Raw genomic sequence first — 20,885 nt, forward strand, 5'->3', positions numbered from 1 at the left:
CTTCTATTCCACAAGATGTCAAGCTTTTTAAAGGGTATAGACTGCTTGCAGCTGTTGTTACTATGACAGAACGTCTACCGAAATGGTTTCCTGTTATCATTACGGCTGACAGAGACTATGAAAACTACAATTTTTTTGTTCATGTGGAAGAAAAACTATTCGACTATGTCGTCGGTTTAAAATCAACTAAAAACAATGGCAGTATTTTATCCGGGTTGAATTTACCTGCTGGTGAAGTCTTTGACATCACAAAAGATATTGTTATCACAAGGCACTCTACCGATCCGTATGCTGTGAACAAAGAAAAATACAAAAACATGACCAAACAGGCAAGATTTGACTTTATTCCCAGCAGCAAGTACCCTGACTATGAAATGTCTATCCGTTTTTTGTTTTTTTGAGAGCAGTTTGCTAAATGCCACCTTAACTTAATGACATTGCATAGTATACTGCCTCCTTTTTTCTCTGTTTAACAGAGGTAAAGTTTTACATAACGAACTTTCTCTTGAAAAAAGGCATAGACTAAAGGAAAGAAGTGAATACAAAAGTTGACTTTTTCCATAGAAAAATGTACGATTAATTTCGGATGTCTTATATTGACAAGGTTTAAAATGGAGTTTATACTATTTCATATAATACATACCAAAAAAGTATGAAATGTAGAAGGGACATAAAATGGATTGGTTATTTATAGAACGAAACATACCTCTCTATATAGAGGCAACGAAACTGACGTTGGGAATCGGGGCTCTGGGCGTCGTGCTGTCAGTGATGATCGGATTCTTGTGTTCTATGGTCCGTTATTATAGAGTTCCTGTGCTGAACAGGGTTGTAGGAATTTATATAGAGCTTTCCAGAAATACGCCTCTGCTGATCCAGCTGTTTTTTCTGTACTATGGACTGCCCAAGATCGGAATTAAATTAAATGCTTTTGTCATCGCTGTGATCGGGCTGACGTTTCTCGGTGCCAGCTATATGTCAGAGGCGTTCCGCGGAGGACTGGAGGCGGTCAATAAGATCCAGGAAGAATCCGGTTTGAGCATCGGGCTTACAAAGCCTCAGCTGATGCGTTATATTATACTGCCGCAGGCTTTGGCCATCGCCATGCCGTCGGTGGGGGCCAATGTGATTTTTCTTCTGAAGGAGACCTCGGTGTTCAGTGCGATTGCTCTTGCGGACCTTATGTTTGTGGCGAAAGACTTAATTGGCATGTATTATAAAACAAATGAAGCACTGTTTATGCTCGTCGTTGCATATTTAATCATTTTGCTTCCGATATCGTTTATTTTCAGTGTGTTAGAAAGGAAGGCTCGGTATGCTGGCTTCGGGAATTAATATTTTATTTGAAGGACAGAATATGGCACGGCTCATGTCCGGTTTGGCTGTGACCATTAAGATTGCCCTGATCGCAGTCGTGCTTTCATTGATATTCGGGGTGATATTCGGGATCATCATGACCTCAAAGAATTTAATTGTAAAAGCGGTCTGCCGGTTTTATCTTGAGGCTATCCGTATCATTCCGATTCTGGTGTGGCTGTTTTTATTTTACTTCGGACTCACAAGGGCCATGGGAATCCATCTGGAAGGTGAGTTTATCTCCATTGTAGTGTTTACCATGTGGGGAACTGCAGAGATGGGAGATATCGTGCGGGGAGCCGTGACTTCCATGCCGAAGCATCAGACGGAGAGCGGCCTGTCCCTGGGACTTACGAAACTGCAGATCTACCGCTACATTTTAGTTCCGCAGACCGTAAGAAGAGTACTTCCCGGTGCGATAAATCTTGCCACAAGGATGGTGAAAACGACATCACTCGTCGTGATCATCGGCGTGGTGGAGGTGCTGAAAGTCGGACAGCAGATCATTGAAGGAGGTATTTTAAATACGCCTGCGGCACCGCTCTGGGTCTATGGATTTATATTTTTCTTATACTTCATCCTCTGCTATCCGATTTCCATCGTGGCTAAGAGGCTGGAAGCAAAATGGCAAAGTTAGGAGTTAGCAAATGGGAAATGAGTTATTGAAGATCAGTCATCTGAAAAAAGCATTTGGGGAGACAGAGGTATTAAAAGATATCTCTTTTGATATAAATAAGGGAGAGGTAGTCGTTATACTGGGGCCTTCCGGATGCGGAAAGAGCACACTGCTTCGGTGTATCAACGGACTGGAAGAATTTCAGGACGGAGAGATCAGCCTGGACGGGCAGAGCCTTTCGGACGGGAAGGTGCCGTGGCATCTGATCCGCCAGAAGATCGGTATGGTATTTCAAAGTTATGATCTTTTTCCCCACATGACCATTCTGGACAATATCCTTCTCGGTCCTACGAAAGCACAGAAAAGAGACTCTAAAGAGGTAAAAGAGATGGCAGTTGCCCTGCTCAAAAGAGTCGGACTGGAAGAGAAGAAGGATGCCTACCCCAGACAGCTGTCCGGCGGACAGAAGCAGAGAGTCGCCATCGTCAGATCTCTCTGTATGAATCCGGAGATCATGCTGTTTGACGAAGTGACAGCAGCGTTAGATCCGGAGATGGTCAGGGAGGTCCTTGATGTTATGCTGGAACTGGCAAAGCAGGGAATGACGATGGCGATCGTGACCCACGAGATGCAGTTTGCGAAGGCTGTGGCTGACCGGGTGATCTTCATTGACGAGGGACGCATTGTGGAAGAAAATACTCCGAGAGAGTTTTTTGAACATCCGCAGACAGAACGGGCAAAGAAGTTTTTAAACATGTTTAATTTTGAGGAGATGAAAAAAGATGAAGAAATTTAGCAGGATCTTAGTAGTACTGGCAGTTCTCAGCATGGCTATGGGGCTGATGACGGGCTGCGGAAACAAAAAATCAGAAAAAAGCGACAATCAGTCTTCTGTAGAACAGATTAAGAAGAACGGGAAGATCAAGGTCGGTGTATTCAGTGACAAACCGCCGTTCGGATATGTAGATAAAAATGGAAAGAATCAGGGATACGATGTTGTACTTGCCCACCGTCTCGCAAAAGATTTGCTCGGAGATGAAAACAAGGTGGAATTTGTGCTGGTAGAAGCGGCGAGCCGTGTGGAATTCTTACAGAGCAACAAGGTAGACGTGATCCTCGCAAACTTTACGGTCACTGACGAGAGAAAAGAAGTCGTGGATTATGCACTTCCATATATGAAAGTTTCTCTCGGTGTGGTTTCTCCAAACGGAAAAGTTATTACCGATGTAAAACAGTTAAAAGGAAAGAAGCTGATCGTCAACAAGGGAACCACTGCGGAGACTTATTTCACACAGAAGTATCCGGATATTGAGCTTTTAAAATATGATCAGAATACGGAAGCTTTCAACGCATTAAAGGACGGCAGAGGAGCCGCGCTGGCACATGACAATACACTGGTATATGCATGGGCAAGGGAGAATAAAGGATTTACCACTGGGATCAAATCTCTCGGCGAACATGACTTTATCGCACCGGCTGTCAAAAAGGGAAATGATGATCTGAAGAGCTGGCTCGATGATGAGATTACCAAACTTACGAAGGAAGGATTCTTTGAGAAGGACTATAAGAAGACCCTGCTTCCGGTTTACGGAAAGACGGTTGAGGCTGACACAGTTATCATGAACGAAAAAGAATTAAAAGAATATAAGTAAGACAAAGACCGATCAGGAAACTCCGGAGAGTGTCCTGGTCGGTTTCTTTGCTGAGTTCCTGCATGAAATATTTTGGAGTCACAAGTATAGGGAAGAACTATGACCTGACGGAGGTGTTGCCGGAATAAATTACGGAATCTCAGGAAACACAATAAATATAAAAAAACTGGTTGACGTTTTCGGCACCATATGATATATTACTAAAAGTATCACTGCCGAAGACAGCAGGTGCCGTATGGCGTAACGAAGAACGGCCTGCCGAGGATGATAATTAGTATTGGACTAATTGTGTCTTTTGTCTTGCGGACAAAAGACTTTTTTTATATTCAGATCCACGCGGCGGTACACTAAAATAAATCAAGGAGGTGCACCATTTCATCATGGCAAAAGTAGAATTAAAACAACCTATCGTTAACGAAATCAAAGAATTGCTTACAGATGCTCAGTCAGCAGTTTTAGTTTCTTACCGCGGTATCTCTGTAGAAGAAGATACAGCAATGCGTAAGGAATTAAGAGAAGCAGGTGTAGAGTACAAGGTATACAAAAATACAATGATTCGTTTTGCGGTAAAAGATACGGAATTCGAACCGTTGACTGCTGACCTTACCGGACCGACTGCGATGGCTGTTTCCAAAACAGACGCAACTGCACCGGCAAGGATCTTGGCAAAATACGCAAAGAACATTGAAGTATTCAACCTGAAATCTGCAGTTGTAGAAGGAACATTCTACGACAAAGACGGCGTACAGGTTATCGCAAGCATTCCGTCAAGAGACGAATTACTTGCGAAATTCCTCGGAAGCATTCAGTCTCCGATTACCAACTTTGCTCGTGTTATTAAACAGATCGCAGAGAAAGACGGAGAAGCTCCGGCAGAAGAAGCAACAGAAGCTGCTGAATAATCGACGGTTTACATTAAATTAATTATTAGGAGGAAATAAAAATGACAACTCAGGAAATCATTGAAGTTATTAAAGGTTTATCAGTATTAGAATTAAATGAATTAGTAAAAGCATGCGAAGAAGAATTCGGTGTATCTGCAGCAGCAGGTGTTGTAGTAGCAGCAGGCGGAGCAGCAGACGGTGCAGCAGCTGAAGAAAAAGATGAATTCGACGTAGAGCTTACAGAGATCGGCGGAGCTAAGGTTAAAGTTATCAAAGTCGTTCGTGAAGTAACTGGCTTAGGATTAAAAGAAGCAAAAGAATTAGTTGACGGAGCTCCTAAAGTGATCAAAGAAGCTGCATCTAAAGCAGAAGCAGAAGATATCAAAGCTAAATTAGAGGGCGAAGGGGCAAAAGTAACTTTAAAATAGTTCTTTGTTCAATATCTAATGTAAGAAAACTTCATGAAAGAATCGGACTGGTTTGGCCAGCCGATTCTTTTTGCGTCTATTGAAATTTGTGCTTGACATGGCATAGACACTGTGGTATTATTAAGCGATGCTTTAATATGGGATTGTATGCCCATAGCCAAGCCTTTTTTTCGTTATATAAATTGTGAGAGATTCGCACAATCAGAAGTAGTATATAAACCATGTAGAAATCAAGAGGTGAACACGTCCATGGAAAAAAACAGAATTCAACCAATGAAATCGGGTACGAGCATAAGGATGAGTTATGCGAGACAAGATGACGTCTTGGAAGTACCGAACCTTATTGAAATTCAAAAGGACTCTTACAACTGGTTCTTGGGGGAAGGACTCAAAGAGGTATTTGAGGACATTTCTCCAATTGGGGATTACAGCGATCAGCTTAGCCTGGAATTCATCGATTTTAAGCTGTGCAGGGATGATATCAAGTATTCCATCGAAGAGTGTAAGGAGAGGGATGCCACATATGCCGCTCCGATGAAGGTGAAAGTAAGACTTCATAATAAGGAAACGGATGAAATCAAACAGCACGACATTTTCATGGGCGACTTACCTTTGATGACAGATACAGGTACATTTGTGATCAACGGAGCGGAACGTGTTATTGTCAGTCAGCTGGTGCGTTCTCCGGGTATCTACTATGGAATTGCCCACGATAAGATCGGTAAGAAATTATACTCTGCCACAGTGATTCCAAACCGTGGTGCATGGCTTGAGTACGAGACAGACTCCAATGACATTTTCAATGTGCGTGTGGACCGTACAAGGAAAGTGCCGATCACTGTATTGATCCGTGCCCTCGGAATCGGAACCAATGCAGAGATCAAAGAATTATTCGGAGAAGAGCCGAAGATTCTTGCGAGTATGGAGAAAGATCCGTCTGACAACTATGAGGACGGTTTATTAGAGTTATACAAAAAGATCCGTCCGGGTGAGCCTTTGTCTGTGGACAGTGCAGAGAGCCTGATCAACAGCATGTTCTTTGACCCGAGACGCTATGATCTGGCAAAAGTAGGACGCTACAAGTTCAATAAAAAGCTGGCATTCAGGAACCGCATCACAGGCCATATGTTGGCAGAGGATGTGATCGATACTTCCACAGGGGAGATCCTTGCGGAAGCGGGAACAGAAGTTACGCTGGAACTGGCGGATAAGATCCAGAATGCCGCTGTTCAGAGTGTGCTGATCCAGACCGAATTCGGCAATACAAAAGTATTATCTAATATGACCGTAAACCTGGCCGAATATGTAGACTTTGATCCGGAAGAACTTGGCATCCACGAGAATGTATTTTACCCTGTGCTGGAGAAGATTCTGGCAGAAGGTTTAAGCGGTGACGAATTAAAAGCGGCAGTGAAAAAGAACATTCACGACCTGATTCCGAAACACATTACAAAGGAAGATATTTTAGCTTCTATTAACTATAATATGCATCTGGAATACGGCATCGGAAACCATGATGATATTGACCACTTAGGCAACCGCCGTATCAGAGCGGTGGGAGAACTGCTGCAGAACCAGTACCGAATCGGTCTTTCCAGGCTGGAAAGAGTTGTCCGAGAGAGAATGACGACCCAGGATATCGAGACCATCACACCTCAGTCTCTGATCAATATTAAACCGGTGACCGCGGCAGTGAAGGAGTTCTTCGGAAGCTCCCAGCTTTCTCAGTTCATGGATCACAACAATCCGCTGTCTGAGCTGACACATAAGCGTCGTCTGTCTGCATTGGGTCCTGGAGGATTGTCCAGAGACCGTGCAGGATTCGAGGTGCGTGACGTACACTACTCCCATTATGGAAGAATGTGTCCGATCGAGACCCCGGAAGGTCCGAACATCGGTCTGATCAACTCTCTGGCGACCTATGCAAGGATCAACGAGTATGGATTTATTGAGGCTCCATATCGTGTATTGGATAAGACGGATCCTGAGAATCCGGTCGTTACGGACAATGTTGTATACCTTACCGCGGATGAAGAAGATAATTTTGTTGTAGCTCAGGCGAATGAGCCTCTGGATGAGGACGGACATTTCGTTCACGCCCATGTATCCGGCCGTTTCCGCGAAGATACTTCAGAATTCGATAAAGCAAATCTGGATCTGATGGATGTATCCCCTAAGATGGTATTCTCAGTGGCTACGTCAATGATCCCGTTCCTTGAAAATGACGATGCGAACCGTGCGCTGATGGGGTCCAACATGCAGCGTCAGGCTGTTCCGCTGCTCTCTACAGAGGCACCTGTGGTGGGAACCGGTATGGAGTCCAAGGCTGCCTTTGACTCCGGCGTATGTATCGTGGCCAAGAACGACGGAGTGGTAGAGAAATCCACCAGCACAAAAATCATTGTGCGCAGAGACTCCGACGGCGGCAAAGACATTTACAATGTAATCAAATTTGCAAGGAGCAACCAGGGGAACTGTATGAACCAGCGTCCGATCGTTTTCGAGGGGGACCGTGTGAAAAAGGATGATATCCTGGCAGACGGAGCGTCCACAAAGAGCGGAGAGATGGCTCTTGGCAAAAACCCTCTGATTGGATTTATGACCTGGGAAGGTTATAACTACGAGGATGCCGTCCTGTTAAGCGAGCGCCTGGTACAGGAAGATGTGTATACTTCTGTTCACATCGAAGAGTATGAGGCAGAAGCCCGTGATACGAAACTTGGACAAGAAGAGATCACAAGGGACCTGGCAGGCTTAAGCGAAGACGTATTAAAAGACCTGGATGAAAACGGTATTATCCGTATCGGAGCAGAAGTCCGTGCGGGAGACATCTTAGTCGGAAAAGTAACTCCGAAGGGAGAGACAGAACTGACGGCGGAGGAACGCCTGCTCCGTGCCATCTTCGGTGAGAAGGCAAGGGAAGTCAGAGACACCTCTTTAAGGGTTCCTCACGGAGCTTACGGTGTCGTTATGGATACCAAGATCTTTACAAGAGAAAACGGAGACGAACTGCCTCCTGGAGTAAATAAAACAGTCCGCGTCTATATCGCACAGAAGAGAAAGATTTCTGTGGGAGATAAGATGGCCGGCCGTCACGGTAACAAGGGTGTTATTTCCCGTATCCTTCCGGTGGAGGATATGCCGTACCTTCCGAACGGACGTCCGCTGGATATCGTGCTGAACCCGCTGGGTGTGCCGTCACGTATGAACATCGGGCAGGTGCTGGAGATCCATCTGTCCCTTGCGGCAAAAGTATTAGGATTTAACGTTGCAACTCCGGTATTCAACGGAGCTGACGAGGATGATATTGCTGTCACACTGGAAATGGCCAATGATTTTGCCAACACCAGCTGGGAAGATTTCGAGGCGAAATGGAAAGACCGCGTTGACGATAAAGTGATTGAATATTTAAGAGAAAATCAGGATCACAAAAAGGATTGGGAAGGCGTGCCGTTCGACAGAACCGGAAAAGTAAGGCTGAGAGACGGACGTACCGGTGAAGAGTTTGACAGCCCTGTTACGATCGGATTCATGCACTACCTGAAACTCCACCATTTGGTTGATGATAAGATCCATGCACGATCAACAGGACCGTACTCTCTGGTTACTCAGCAGCCGCTGGGAGGTAAGGCGCAGTTCGGCGGACAGCGCTTCGGAGAGATGGAAGTTTGGGCCCTGGAAGCATATGGGGCATCCTATACACTGCAGGAGATCCTGACAGTGAAATCCGATGATGTCATCGGACGTGTGAAGACATACGAAGCGATCATCAAAGGTGATAACATTCCTGAGCCGGGTATTCCGGAATCCTTCAAGGTATTGCTGAAAGAATTTCAGTCTCTGGCATTAGATGTCAAGGTACTCGATGAAAATGCGGAGGAAGTCGAGATCAAGGAAAATGTAGACCTGGCTGACACCAACCAGGATCTGAAACCGATGATCGAAGGCGACAGCGTATTTAATAATTATGAAGAAAACGAAGATTCCCTGGGAGCTTTAGGATTTAAAGAGGGGAACTTTGAAGATGGCGAAGACACTACTATTTCATAGAAGTGCAGATATAAGGAAGGAGCAACCTTAATGATAGGATCAAGCAACGAATATTCAAATCATAAAATTGCCTTTGATGCAATTAAGATCGGGTTGGCTTCCCCGGAAAAGATCCGAGAGTGGTCCAGGGGAGAAGTAAAAAAACCTGAAACCATCAATTATCGTACCTTGAAGCCTGAGAAAGACGGTCTTTTCTGTGAGAAGATATTCGGGCCGAGCAAAGACTGGGAGTGCCACTGCGGTAAATATAAAAAAATCAGATATAAAGGTGTTGTCTGTGACCGATGCGGCGTTGAGGTGACAAAAGCCAATGTGCGCCGTGAGCGTATGGGACACATCGAACTGGCAGCTCCGGTTTCCCATATCTGGTACTTCAAAGGGATTCCGAGCCGCATGGGGCTGATCTTGGATATTTCTCCGAGAAGTCTCGAAAAAGTATTGTATTTCGCCTGCTATATCGTGTTGGACGCAGGAGAGACGGACCTGGCTTATAAACAAGTATTGACAGAAAAAGAATACAGGGATGCCTATGATAAATACGGCAATTCTTTCCGCGTGGGAATGGGAGCCGAATCCATCAAAGAACTGCTGGAAGCCATAGATCTTTCAGCAGAGGCAAAATCCCTGAAAGACGAATTTAAGACTGCCACAGGACAGAAAAGGGCAAGAATCGTAAAACGCCTGGAAGTCGTAGAAGCATTCTTAAACTCAGAAAACAATCCTGAGTGGATGATCCTGGACGTTGTCCCTGTCATTCCTCCGGATATCCGTCCGATGGTACAGCTGGACGGAGGACGTTTTGCAACATCTGACTTGAATGATCTGTACAGAAGAATCATCAACCGCAACAACCGTCTGAAACGTCTGCTGGAACTCGGAGCTCCGGATATCATTGTGAGAAATGAGAAACGTATGCTTCAAGAAGCGGTAGACGCATTGATCGATAACGGCCGCCGCGGACGTCCGGTCACAGGACCTGGAAACCGTGCGCTGAAATCCCTTTCCGATATGCTGAAAGGTAAACAGGGGCGTTTCCGCCAGAACCTGCTCGGAAAACGTGTTGACTACTCAGGACGTTCTGTTATCGTCGTCGGGCCGGAACTGAAAATTTACCAGTGCGGTCTTCCGAAAGAGATGGCCATCGAGCTGTTTAAACCGTTTGTAATGAAAGAGCTGGTGGAGAGAAAACTTTCCCATAATATAAAATCTGCCAAGAAGATGGTAGAGAAGCTCCAGCCGGAGGTTTGGGATGTGCTGGAAGATGTCATCAAAGAACATCCGGTTATGCTGAACCGTGCACCGACACTGCACAGACTTGGTATCCAGGCGTTTGAGCCGATCTTAGTAGAAGGTAAGGCAATTAAGCTGCATCCGCTGGTATGTACTGCTTACAACGCCGATTTCGACGGTGACCAGATGGCTGTCCATCTGCCTCTGTCCGTGGAAGCACAGGCTGAGTGCCGTTTCCTTCTGCTGTCACCGAACAATCTGCTGAAACCTTCCGACGGAGGTCCGGTAGCCGTTCCTTCACAGGATATGGTTCTCGGTATTTACTATCTGACTCTGGAAAAAGAGGGAGATAAGGGAGAAGGCAAATATTTTAAATCAGAAAATGAGGCATTTCTTGCCTACGAGAATAAAGCTATTACCCTGCACGCAAGGATCAATGTAAGGCGTACAAAGGTTGACAAAGACGGAAATAAGATTTCCAAGGTCGTACAGTGTACACTCGGAAGAATTTTATTTAACGAGATCATCATGCAGGATCTGGGATTTGTAGACAGATCCAATCCGGAAAACGCACTGGATTTAGAGATCGACTTCCATGTAGGAAAGAAACAGTTAAAACAGATCCTCGACAAATGTATCAATATCCACGGCGCTACAAAGACGGCCGAAGTGCTTGACGATATCAAGGCACTGGGATACAAATACTCTACAAGAGGAGCCCTGACCGTTTCTATTTCAGACATGACAGTGCCGGAAGAGAAAAAGGAAATTCTTGCAGGAGCACAGGATCAGGCTGAGTTCATCAACAATCAGTTCAAACGCGGTCTCATGACAGAAGAAGAGCGCTACAAAGCGGTTGTCAAGACATGGTTTGACGCCGATGATGTCCTGACTGACAAACTGATCACAGGATTAGATAAATATAACAATATTTTCATGATGGCCGATTCCGGAGCCCGTGGTTCCAATCAGCAGATCAAACAGCTGGCCGGTATGCGTGGGCTGATGGCCGATACGTCAGGACGTACCATCGAACTGCCGATCAAGTCCAATTTCCGTGAAGGTCTGGACGTACTGGAATACTTTATCTCCGCTCATGGTGCGAGAAAGGGACTTTCCGATACGGCCTTAAGAACTGCCGATTCAGGTTATCTGACAAGACGTCTTGTAGACGTATCGCAGGATCTGATCATCAGGGAAGCAGACTGTGGACTGGATGCGGACGGACAGATTCCGGGCATGTATGTGGAGGCGTTCATGGACGGACAGGAAGTCATCGAAAGTCTTCAGGACCGAATCACAGGGCGTTATGCCGCAGAAGAGATCAAACATCCTGAGACAGGAGAAGTTCTTGTAAAGTCAAATCACATGATCACTCCGAGAAGGGCCAAGACCGTTATCGATGCAGGTCTTACAAAGGTCAAGATCAGGACGATGCTGACCTGTCAGTCACAGGTGGGATGCTGTGCAAAATGCTACGGTTCCAACATGGCTACCGGTCAGGCGGTACAGGTGGGAGAGGCAGTCGGTATCATCGCGGCCCAGTCCATCGGTGAGCCTGGTACACAGCTGACCATGCGTACGTTCCATGCCGGAGGAGTTGCAGGTGATGATATCACACAGGGTCTTCCGCGTATCGAAGAGCTCTTCGAGGCAAGAAAGCCGAAAGGTCTTGCCATCATCTCTGAGTTTGCAGGAAAAGTGCAGATCAAAGATACGAAGAAGAAGCGGGAAGTTGTCATCACCAACAAAGAAACCGGAGATATGAAGGCCTATCTGATTCCTTACGGTTCCAGGCTGAAAGTCATGGAAGGACAGGAAGTGGAAGCCGGAGACGAGCTGACCGAAGGTTCTGTCAATCCGCATGACATCTTAAAGATTAAAGGTATCCGCGCTGTTCAGGATTACATGATCCGTGAAGTGCAGAGAGTATACCGTCTGCAGGGTGTAGATATCAACGACAAGCACGTAGAAGTCATCGTCCGCCAGATGCTGAAGAAAGTCCGCATCGAAGAAGGTGGAGACAGCGACTACCTGCCTGGCGCCATGATTGACGTGCTGGAATTTGAAAAGACAAACAGGGAGCTGGAAGAGAGAAACTTAGAGACTGCGAAGGCAGAACAGATTATCCTCGGTATTACCAAGGCATCTCTTGCCACAGACTCTTTCTTATCCGCAGCGTCATTCCAGGAGACCACGAAAGTCCTCACCGATGCGGCTATCAAAGGAAAGGTCGATCCATTGGTCGGATTGAAGGAAAATGTTATCCTCGGAAAACTGATCCCGGCAGGAACCGGAATGAAACGGTACCGCAATGTAAAAATTAACACAGAGGAAGAAGAACTGACACTCGAAGACGAAATCGATTTCGAATAAGGTCTTAAAAGCTCCCGTCCCTGCACTTTGCAGGGACGGGAGCTTTCTGAATAAAGAATAACTATTTTGTAAAAATAAAAAGCCTTACGGATTTTCAGAGATGCAAACTGAAAATCCGTAAGGCTTTTTTGTATTATTTTCATTTCTTAATTGTTTTTGGATTTACTCGGTCTTGTTTTGGCTTTCCAGCCTGATTTTACTCAAATAGCGATAAATGCTGGCCGGAGAGCAGGATAGTTTTTGTGCAATAATGGGGACTACACCCTTAAGCATAAAAAGGCCTTTCTCATCCAGGAGCTGAAGAATCTTTAATTTTTCTGTCTGAGTCAATCGGTCTGCAGGAACCTGCAAGGTGTTTACAACCGATAATAGCGCATCTTCGGTAGCGGCAGAGATACTGTTATAAAAAGTTTCCTGTTCGCTATCTCCGTTATCCGAGGCTAACGGAGTTGTATTGATGGCGATATTTTGGGTGACGTACTTATTGGGATGGCATAAAGCAAAGACTTGTTCGGAAATATCCCGGAAGCGGCTATCATCAAAGTTAATGCACAGCAATCCTATCAGTTTACCTTGACCGTCTTTGATATACAAGGTAGAACAGCGCAGGATTTTGCCATTAGCAGACTGACCCCTGTAATTCAACTTCCAGTCTTGAGTTGTATAGGATTTTTCTGCAATTGTCTGCATTGCCATATTGGTCAAGGGGGCATCCATATCACGACCGCTGATGTGTTTATTGGCGATAGCTATAATGGCAGGCTGCTTGAGTGTCAAATCATGAAGTACAATTTCATAATCGGGACCCAGAGTATTCCCTAAAAATTTGACCAATGGTATATAGTGGCGAAGGATATCGTTTGTCATTTATTTCACTTCCTAGCGTTCATTAAATTGTAGTCATTATACCATTTCTGCGAAGGAGAGGCAATAAAAAATTCTCAATAATAATAAAGTTAGAACGATGATAGTTGTCCAAACGAGGGGAATTTGCACAAATTTTGTGAAAAAAATAAAGAAAAATATAATAATGTGACAAAAAATGTTGACAATAAAATATTATACTGATAATATTTTATTATAATTAAGGAGGTGACATATGAAACGGGTTATTAGTACAAACAAAGCACCTGCAGCCATTGGACCATATTCGCAGTGCATTGCAGCAGGAGGAATCGTAATTACGTCCGGTCAATTACCGATTGATCCGGATACCGGTACATTTCCTCAAGGCATTGAAGCACAGACCAGACAATCTCTGATGAATTGTAAAAATGTTCTGGAAGCAGCCGGTGTTTCTATGGATCATGTAATTAAGACAACAGTTTTTCTCAGTGATATGAATCATTTTGCAGTTTTCAACACTGTGTATGCAGATTTTTTTGCAAATAGCTGTCCGGCTCGCAGTGCTGTGGAAGTTGCCAGGCTGCCTAAGGATGCATTGGTAGAGATTGAATGTATTGCCATAGGATAAAGACCAAGTTACAGTTGATTGAATAATTTATGTTTATAAAAATGGAGGTAAGAGTACTATGAAGAAATCCACTATGAATGAGTATCCTTTGAACGTTCCTTCTCCAAGTCATTACAGTTTTGCAGTTCGGGATATCCCGAGTGTGACAGTAGAACAGCGGGAACGTGCACTGAAAGCTACCCATTACAACGAGTTTGCATTTCCGGCAGGTATGCTGACGATTGATATGCTGTCCGACTCAGGAACGACAGCAATGACAAATCAGCAGTGGGCATCTTTGTTTCTGGGGGATGAGGCTTATGGGCGTAATACAGGATATTATGTCTTGCTGGATACCTTCCGTGATATTTTTGAGCGCGGGGGTGAAAAGAACTGGAAGAGATCCATTGATTTAGTCCGCACAGATTGCAGGGACGTCGAAAAGATGATGGATGAGTTGTATCTGTGCGAATATGAAGGAGGCCTGTTTAACGGTGGTGCTGCACAGATGGAACGTCCTAATACTTTTATTATTCAGCAGGGCCGTGCAGCAGAATCTGTTCTGATGGAGATCGTAAAAAAGATTTTGGCTCAGCGCTATCCCGGAAAAGTTTTCACTATCCCGTCAAATGGTCACTTTGACACTACTGAAGGAAACATAAAGCAGATGGGTTCAATTCCTCGAAATTTATACAATAAGGAGCTGTTGTATGAGATTCCGGAAGGTGGAAAGTATGATAAGAATCCATTTAAGGGAAATATGGACATCGAGAAGTTGGAGCAGCTGATCCAAATCTGTGGACCTGAAAATGTACCATTAGTTTTTGCCTGCATTACCAACAATCCGATTTGTGGTCAGGCTGTATCTATGGAAAATCTGAAAGAAATCAACCGTGTTGCGCATAAGTATGATATTCCTTTGGTGTTTGACGTCGCTCGCTGGGCTGAGAACTGCTACTTTATTAAAATGAATGAGGAAGGCTATGCTGACAAATCAATCGCAGAGATTGCCACGGAAATGTTTTCTTTATGTGATGCGTTCACTATGTCTGCGAAGAAGGACGGTCATTCTAATATGGGTGGCATGCTGGCATTCCGCGATAGAGGATTGTTTTGGAAGAAATTTTCAGACTTCAATGAAGATGGAACAATCAAGACGGACGTGGGTGTTTTATTAAAGGTAAAGCAGATTTCCTGTTACGGCAACGATTCCTATGGCGGTATGTCAGGGCGTGACATTATGGCTCTTTCCGTAGGTCTGTATGAGAGCTGTGATTTCAACTATATGCATGATCGAGTAGGTCAGTGTAACTATTTGGCTGAGGGCTTCTATAATGCCGGAATTAAAGGCGTGGTACTGCCGGCCGGCGGGCATGCCGTGTACATCAATATGGATGAATTCTTTGATGGAAAACGTGGTCATGATACTTTTGCCGGTCAGGGATTCAGCATTGAACTGATTCGGCGTTATGGGATTCGTACTTCTGAGTTAGGCGATTATTCTATGGAGTATGATCTGAAGACACCTGAACAGCAGGCGGAGCTGGCAAACGTAGTTCGGTTCGCAATCGACCGAAGCCGGTTGACCAAGGAGCATTTAGATTATGTCATTGCTGCTGTGAAGGCATTGTACGAAGATCGTGAGAATATTCCTAATATCAGAATTGTCTGGGGACACAACTTGCCAATGCGTCACTTCCATGCGTTCCTGGAACCTTACCCTAACGAAAATAAATAATGATCTATAATTTGTAATCTTATAAATTTTGCGTCGACTTTTATGCGACCGCAGGCGGTCTTTTTGAAAGGTGGCTTGCGGTCGTATTTTAGGATTGCGGGAAAGGCCTTGATTAATACAAAACTTCAACCGCATCCAAACTGTGAATTTAAAGAAGATCGGTATTATCCGAAGGAGGGATACCAATGAAAAATGTTAATACAATTCAAAAAAACCGTGACGGATTTCAATCAAAATGGGGCTTTATTCTGGCCTGTGTCGGTTCTGCAGTTGGTATGGGTAACATCTGGCGTTTGCCCATTATGGTTTCCAAATACGGTGGTTTGACTTTTTTGATCCCCTTTTTTATTTTTATTGTGTTGATTGGAGCTTCCGGCGTTATTGGCGAATTTGCGCTGGGCCGTTCCGCTGGCGCTGGCCCTGTAGGCGCATTTGGCAAGTGTACAGAACTGCGTACTGGAAGCAAAAAGCTCGGTGAAACTATCGGTGCTATTCCAATCATCGGCTCGCTGGCGCTTGCTATCGGCTACACATGTGTCATGGGCTGGGTATTTAAATATACAATCATGGCAATTTCCGGTTCTATGTTTTCTATGGGGCAGGATATGAATGTTATTGTTGGAACTTTCAATTCTACTGCGAGTAGCTGGGGCGCTAATACCTGGATTCTAATCGCTGTTATTGCCAGTTTTGCCATCATGTCCATGGGTATTTCAGGCGGAATCGAAAAGGCTAATAAAATCATGATGCCTCTTCTGTTCATAATGTTTATGGCTCTCGGAATTTATATTGCTACACTGCCAGGAGCGTCCAACGGGTACAAGTATATTTTTTCCTTAAATCCTGCAGGCTTATTAAATCCTGAAGTGTGGATTTTTGCTTTTGGACAGGCGTTCTTTTCCATGTCTGTTGCGGGAAATGGATCTGTCATTTATGGATCATATCTTGGAAAAAGTGAATCCATTCCAGGGGCAGCCCGTAATGTAGCATTTTTTAATTCTTTGTCTGCGATGCTGGCAGCTTTCGTCATCATTCCTGCCATGGCAGTTGGAAATGCGGAATTGACTGCTGGCGGTCCCGGCTTGATGTTTATTTATTTAGTAAATGTTATGAATGGAATGGTAGGAGGACGGATTGTCGGAGTGATTTTCTTCCTGTGCGTGACTTTTGCCGGTATCAGTTCTATAATCAATCTGTATGAGGCTCCGGTGGCTTTTTTACAGGAAAGATTCGGAATTAAACGGATCTTTGCTACAGGTACGGTTCTGGTACTGGGAGCTGTCGTAGCTTTGTTTATTCAAGCAATAGTCTCTGGATGGATGGATATTGTTTCTATCTATCTTTGTCCTTTGGGGGCTCTATTGGCTGCTGTTATGTTTTTTTGGGTTGCGGGGAAAGAGTATGTTCTCAAGGCAGTAAATGAAGGGGCGAAAAAACCAATTGGTTCGTGGTTTTATCTGCTGGCAAAGTATGTCTACTGCCTTTGTGCGATCGTTGCTTTAATCGCAGGTGCATTTTATGGCGGTATCGGATAAATTATTTTAAAATACATAAAAAATAAAGATTAAAAGCTTGTATTTACGAATTTTATGGAAATACGAGCTTTTTTAATGCAACCCATGGAAATCCCCTTGACAAACGATTTTCTCCCACTTATAATTAGGAAATGCGCGTAGATATCTATGTGCAACAACAGATCATAAGTAACTACAGCAGAAAACATGCATGGAGGTGAAAATTAATGCCAACTTTTAACCAATTAGTTAGAAAAGGGAGAAAGACATCTACAAAGAAGTCTACCGCACCGGCTCTTCAGAAAAGTTTTAACTCTTTAAAGAAGAGATCAGTAAACGCAAGCTCTCCTCAGAAGAGAGGGGTTTGTACAGCTGTTAAGACTGCGACTCCTAAAAAGCCTAACTCTGCTCTTCGTAAGATTGCCAGAGTACGTCTTTCTAACGGTATCGAAGTAACAAGCTATATCCCGGGTGAGGGACATAACTTACAGGAACATAGTGTTGTTCTGATTCGTGGTGGTCGTGTTAAGGACTTACCAGGTACCCGTTACCATATCGTTCGTGGAACACTTGATACAGCAGGTGTTGCAAACAGAATGCAGGCTCGTTCCAAATACGGAGCTAAGAGACCGAAGAAATAATCAAACGAAACTAAATTGGTACAAAGCAGCGTAACATTACGCTACCTTGTATAGTTGTGCCGGAAATGAATGTTTTCCCTGTAGTACAGGAGATAGATATAAATTCTGGCACGATCAGGCATTGAGCGCTTGAAGACCGGCGGAAAGCCGGTAACTGCGCAAGGATGAATGAGTACCGATGAATTAAGGTCGGCGGCATGTCAGAAAAAGGTATAATATTTCTGCCGTTGGCAATTATTAAGGAGGGAAGAAACGTGCCACGTAAAGGACATATTGCGAAAAGAGATGTTTTGGCGGATCCTATTTACAATAACAAAGTTGTGACCAAACTGATCAACAACATCATGTTAGACGGTAAAAAAGGAGTTGCCCAGAAGATCGTATACGGTGCATTCAACCGTATTGAAGAGAAAGCTGGAAAGCCTGCCCTTGAAGTATTCGAAGAGGCAATGAACAATATCATGCCTGTGCTGGAAGTTAAAGCAAGACGTATCGGTGGAGCCACCTATCAGGTACCGATCGATGTACGTCCGGACAGAAGACAGGCCCTTGCACTCCGCTGGTTGACTTTATACTCTCGTAAAAGAGGAGAAAAGACCATGGAAGAAAGGCTTGCAAATGAAATCTTTGATGCATCCAACAACACCGGAGCATCCGTAAAGAAAAAAGAAGACATGCACAAAATGGCAGAAGCAAACAAAGCATTCGCACATTACAGATTTTAATCTGGTGTGCGGGGCCTACCGCTTTATCCGAAAAACAATAGGAGGAAAAGATCTTGGCTGGAAGAGAATATCCATTAGAGAGAACCAGAAATATTGGAATCATGGCTCATATCGATGCTGGGAAAACCACTTTGACAGAGCGTATCCTCTATTATACTGGTGTAAATTATAAGATCGGTGATACTCATGAGGGAACTGCTACCATGGACTGGATGGAGCAGGAACAGGAAAGAGGTATCACGATCACTTCTGCAGCGACCACATGTCACTGGACTCTCCAGGAAAACTGCAAACCGAAGGATGGAGCATTAGAACACCGTATCAACATCATTGATACACCGGGACACGTTGATTTCACAGTAGAAGTAGAACGTTCCCTGCGTGTACTTGACGGTGCGATCGGAGTATTTGATGCAAAGGGTGGAGTAGAGCCACAGTCTGAGAACGTATGGCGTCAGGCAGACACTTACAATGTACCTAGAATGGCATTCATCAATAAGATGGATATTTTAGGTGCTGATTTCTACGGATCTGTGGAACAGATCAAAGACCGTCTCGGTGCCAATGCAGTTGTAATTCAGCTGCCAATCGGCAAAGAAGATGATTTCCAGGGTATCATTGACCTGTTTGAAATGAAAGCCTACATTTACAATGATGATAAGGGAGAAGACATTTCAATCACAGATATCCCTGATGATATGAAAGATGATGCAGAAATGTATCACACTCAGTTAGTAGAGCAGATCTGTGAGTTAGACGACGATCTGATGATGGAATACCTGGAAGGGGAAGAGCCATCTGTGGAAGCATTAAAAGCTGCACTTAGAAAAGGAACATGCGAATGTACAGCAGTTCCGATCTGCTGCGGTACTGCTTACCGCAACAAAGGTGTTCAGAAATTACTGGACGCTGTTCTTGAGTTCATGCCGGCACCGACAGACATCGCTGCCATCAAGGGTGTGGATGAAGACGGAAATGAAATCGAAAGACATTCATCTGATGATGAACCTTTCGCAGCACTTGCATTTAAGATCATGACAGACCCATTCGTTGGAAAGCTTGCTTTCTTCCGTGTGTACTCCGGAACAATGAATTCAGGTTCCTACGTATTAAATGCTACAAAACAGAAAAAAGAGCGTGTTGGACGTATCCTTCAGATGCATGCCAACAAGCGTGAAGAGTTAGACAAAGTTTACGCAGGTGATATTGCAGCTGCCGTAGGTTTCAAGATCACAACAACAGGTGATACGATCTGTGACGAGAAGAGTCCGGTAATCCTGGAATCCATGGAATTCCCAGAGCCGGTTATCGACGTAGCGATCGAGCCTAAGACAAAAGCAGGCCAGGGCAAGATGTCAGAAGCACTTGCAAAACTTGCAGAAGAAGATCCGACCTTCAAAGCTCATACTGATGAAGAGACAGGACAGACAATCATTTCCGGAATGGGTGAGCTTCACCTGGAAATCATCGTAGACCGTCTGCTTCGTGAGTTTAAAGTAGAAGCGAATGTAGGTGCGCCTCAGGTTGCTTACAAAGAGTCCTTCACGAAAGAAGTGGATGTGGACAGCAAGTATGCAAAACAGTCTGGTGGACGCGGTCAGTACGGACACTGTAAAGTACACTTTGAGCCAATGGATGCCAACGGTGAAGAACTGTTCAAGTTTGAATCCACTGTTGTCGGCGGTAACATTCCTAAGGAATATATCCCGGCAGTCGGAGCTGGTATCGAAGAAGCTGCTCAGTGCGGTATCCTTGGAGGATTCCCGGTACTCGGTGTAAAAGCTACAGTATACGACGGATCTTACCACGATGTCGATTCCTCAGAGATGGCGTTTAAGATCGCCGGTTCCATGGCCTTCAAGGAAGCGATGCAGAAAGCCGGGGCTATCATCTTAGAGCCGATCATGAGAGTCGAAGTTACAACTCCTGAAGATTACATGGGAGACGTTATCGGTGATATCAACTCACGCCGCGGACGTATTGAGGGTATGGATGATGTCGGAGGCGGAAAGATCATCAGAGCTTTCGTTCCTCTTGCAGAAATGTTCGGATACTCAACAGACCTTCGTTCCAGAACACAGGGCCGTGGAAACTACTCTATGTTCTTCAACAGCTACGAGCCGGTACCGAAGAGCGTACAGGAAAAAATCATCGCAGACAAAGCAAAATAAGCAGGTTTTTTTGATAAAAAATATGCTTGAATTCTTCAAAGAAATGAAATA

At 44.6% G+C, this 20,885-nt stretch carries 16 protein-coding genes and 1 other annotated feature; of the genes, 15 read left to right on the forward strand and 1 reads right to left on the reverse strand.

Features of this window, described 5'->3' with window-relative positions; all coding sequences use genetic code 11:
- Positions 1-62: 62 nt before the first annotated feature.
- The 9 genes from QGT46_RS05250 (at position 63) to rpoC (ending at position 12,592) form a co-directional block, all read left to right on the forward strand.
- Positions 63-401, forward strand: coding sequence for a hypothetical protein (locus tag QGT46_RS05250; RefSeq protein ID WP_148459403.1), 339 nt, complete (start codon positions 63-65; stop codon positions 399-401).
- Between the two features lie 274 nt (positions 402-675).
- Entirely contained in the window at positions 676-1,335 is a 660-nt protein-coding gene (locus QGT46_RS05255; protein ID WP_148459402.1) for an amino acid ABC transporter permease, read from the forward strand.
- On the forward strand, positions 1,316-1,993 hold the full coding sequence (locus QGT46_RS05260; protein WP_148459401.1) for an amino acid ABC transporter permease: 678 nt from the start codon (positions 1,316-1,318) through the stop codon (positions 1,991-1,993). The genes QGT46_RS05255 and QGT46_RS05260 overlap by 20 nt, the downstream gene beginning before the upstream one ends.
- 10 nt (positions 1,994-2,003) lie before the next feature.
- A complete protein-coding gene (locus QGT46_RS05265) occupies positions 2,004-2,768 on the forward strand; it encodes an amino acid ABC transporter ATP-binding protein (protein ID WP_024729145.1) in 765 nt (254 codons plus the stop codon).
- Positions 2,755-3,624: a cysteine ABC transporter substrate-binding protein gene (locus QGT46_RS05270; RefSeq protein WP_148459400.1), complete on the forward strand. Its 870-nt coding sequence runs from the start codon at positions 2,755-2,757 to the stop codon at positions 3,622-3,624. The genes QGT46_RS05265 and QGT46_RS05270 overlap by 14 nt, the downstream gene beginning before the upstream one ends.
- A 197-nt stretch (positions 3,625-3,821) precedes the next feature.
- Positions 3,822-3,954 (forward strand) — a sequence feature (ribosomal protein L10 leader region).
- Between the two features lie 50 nt (positions 3,955-4,004).
- Positions 4,005-4,526: a 50S ribosomal protein L10 gene (rplJ, locus tag QGT46_RS05275; RefSeq protein ID WP_024729147.1), complete on the forward strand. Its 522-nt coding sequence runs from the start codon at positions 4,005-4,007 to the stop codon at positions 4,524-4,526.
- 41 nt (positions 4,527-4,567) lie between these two features.
- The gene (rplL, locus tag QGT46_RS05280; RefSeq protein ID WP_024729148.1) at positions 4,568-4,936 is read left to right on the forward strand and encodes a 50S ribosomal protein L7/L12; all 369 of its coding nucleotides are present in this window, start codon (positions 4,568-4,570) and stop codon (positions 4,934-4,936) included.
- A 249-nt stretch (positions 4,937-5,185) separates the two neighbouring features.
- A complete protein-coding gene (locus QGT46_RS05285) occupies positions 5,186-8,986 on the forward strand; it encodes a DNA-directed RNA polymerase subunit beta (protein ID WP_024729149.1) in 3,801 nt (1,266 codons plus the stop codon).
- Between the two features lie 30 nt (positions 8,987-9,016).
- On the forward strand, positions 9,017-12,592 hold the full coding sequence (gene rpoC, locus QGT46_RS05290; RefSeq protein WP_148459399.1) for a DNA-directed RNA polymerase subunit beta': 3,576 nt from the start codon (positions 9,017-9,019) through the stop codon (positions 12,590-12,592).
- 162 nt (positions 12,593-12,754) lie between these two features.
- On the opposite strand, the gene QGT46_RS05295 is transcribed toward rpoC, so the two are convergent.
- Positions 12,755-13,459, reverse strand: coding sequence for a helix-turn-helix transcriptional regulator (locus tag QGT46_RS05295; protein WP_024729151.1), 705 nt, complete (start codon positions 13,457-13,459; stop codon positions 12,755-12,757).
- 232 nt (positions 13,460-13,691) lie between these two features.
- On the opposite strand from QGT46_RS05295, the gene QGT46_RS05300 reads away from it, so the two are divergent.
- The 6 genes from QGT46_RS05300 (at position 13,692) to fusA (ending at position 20,834) form a co-directional block, all read left to right on the forward strand.
- Complete coding sequence (locus QGT46_RS05300) at positions 13,692-14,066, forward strand: RidA family protein (protein ID WP_024729152.1); 375 nt, start codon at positions 13,692-13,694, stop codon at positions 14,064-14,066.
- Between the two features lie 73 nt (positions 14,067-14,139).
- Positions 14,140-15,783, forward strand: a complete 1,644-nt coding sequence (locus tag QGT46_RS05305; RefSeq protein WP_024729153.1) for a tryptophanase — start codon at positions 14,140-14,142, stop codon at positions 15,781-15,783.
- 185 nt (positions 15,784-15,968) lie between these two features.
- Positions 15,969-17,318, forward strand: coding sequence for a sodium-dependent transporter (locus tag QGT46_RS05310; RefSeq protein ID WP_148459398.1), 1,350 nt, complete (start codon positions 15,969-15,971; stop codon positions 17,316-17,318).
- 206 nt (positions 17,319-17,524) lie between these two features.
- Positions 17,525-17,938 carry a 30S ribosomal protein S12 gene (rpsL, locus tag QGT46_RS05315; RefSeq protein WP_006568221.1) on the forward strand — a complete coding sequence of 138 codons (414 nt, stop codon included), beginning with the start codon at positions 17,525-17,527 and terminating at the stop codon, positions 17,936-17,938.
- 254 nt (positions 17,939-18,192) lie between these two features.
- Complete coding sequence (gene rpsG, locus QGT46_RS05320) at positions 18,193-18,663, forward strand: 30S ribosomal protein S7 (RefSeq protein ID WP_024729154.1); 471 nt, start codon at positions 18,193-18,195, stop codon at positions 18,661-18,663.
- 53 nt (positions 18,664-18,716) lie between these two features.
- Complete coding sequence (gene fusA, locus QGT46_RS05325) at positions 18,717-20,834, forward strand: elongation factor G (RefSeq protein ID WP_024729155.1); 2,118 nt, start codon at positions 18,717-18,719, stop codon at positions 20,832-20,834.
- The last annotated feature ends 51 nt before the right edge of the window (positions 20,835-20,885 follow it).

Source organism: Anaerostipes faecis (genome assembly GCF_910574135.1).
Lineage (GTDB): Bacteria > Bacillota > Clostridia > Lachnospirales > Lachnospiraceae > Anaerostipes > Anaerostipes hominis.

What these genes read in the sequence shown, in the direction of transcription:
- QGT46_RS05250 (WP_148459403.1), top strand. Translation starts at nt 63, where the DNA reads ATGACAGAACGTCTACCGAAATGGTTTCCTGTTATCATTACGGCTGAC.
- QGT46_RS05255 (WP_148459402.1), top strand. Translation starts at nt 676, where the DNA reads ATGGATTGGTTATTTATAGAACGAAACATACCTCTCTATATAGAGGCA.
- QGT46_RS05260 (WP_148459401.1), top strand. Translation starts at nt 1,316, where the DNA reads ATGCTGGCTTCGGGAATTAATATTTTATTTGAAGGACAGAATATGGCA.
- QGT46_RS05265 (WP_024729145.1), top strand. Translation starts at nt 2,004, where the DNA reads ATGGGAAATGAGTTATTGAAGATCAGTCATCTGAAAAAAGCATTTGGG.
- QGT46_RS05270 (WP_148459400.1), top strand. Translation starts at nt 2,755, where the DNA reads ATGAAGAAATTTAGCAGGATCTTAGTAGTACTGGCAGTTCTCAGCATG.
- rplJ (WP_024729147.1), top strand. Translation starts at nt 4,005, where the DNA reads ATGGCAAAAGTAGAATTAAAACAACCTATCGTTAACGAAATCAAAGAA.
- rplL (WP_024729148.1), top strand. Translation starts at nt 4,568, where the DNA reads ATGACAACTCAGGAAATCATTGAAGTTATTAAAGGTTTATCAGTATTA.
- QGT46_RS05285 (WP_024729149.1), top strand. Translation starts at nt 5,186, where the DNA reads ATGGAAAAAAACAGAATTCAACCAATGAAATCGGGTACGAGCATAAGG.
- rpoC (WP_148459399.1), top strand. Translation starts at nt 9,017, where the DNA reads ATGATAGGATCAAGCAACGAATATTCAAATCATAAAATTGCCTTTGAT.
- QGT46_RS05295 (WP_024729151.1), bottom strand. Translation starts at nt 13,459, where the DNA reads ATGACAAACGATATCCTTCGCCACTATATACCATTGGTCAAATTTTTA.
- QGT46_RS05300 (WP_024729152.1), top strand. Translation starts at nt 13,692, where the DNA reads ATGAAACGGGTTATTAGTACAAACAAAGCACCTGCAGCCATTGGACCA.
- QGT46_RS05305 (WP_024729153.1), top strand. Translation starts at nt 14,140, where the DNA reads ATGAATGAGTATCCTTTGAACGTTCCTTCTCCAAGTCATTACAGTTTT.
- QGT46_RS05310 (WP_148459398.1), top strand. Translation starts at nt 15,969, where the DNA reads ATGAAAAATGTTAATACAATTCAAAAAAACCGTGACGGATTTCAATCA.
- rpsL (WP_006568221.1), top strand. Translation starts at nt 17,525, where the DNA reads ATGCCAACTTTTAACCAATTAGTTAGAAAAGGGAGAAAGACATCTACA.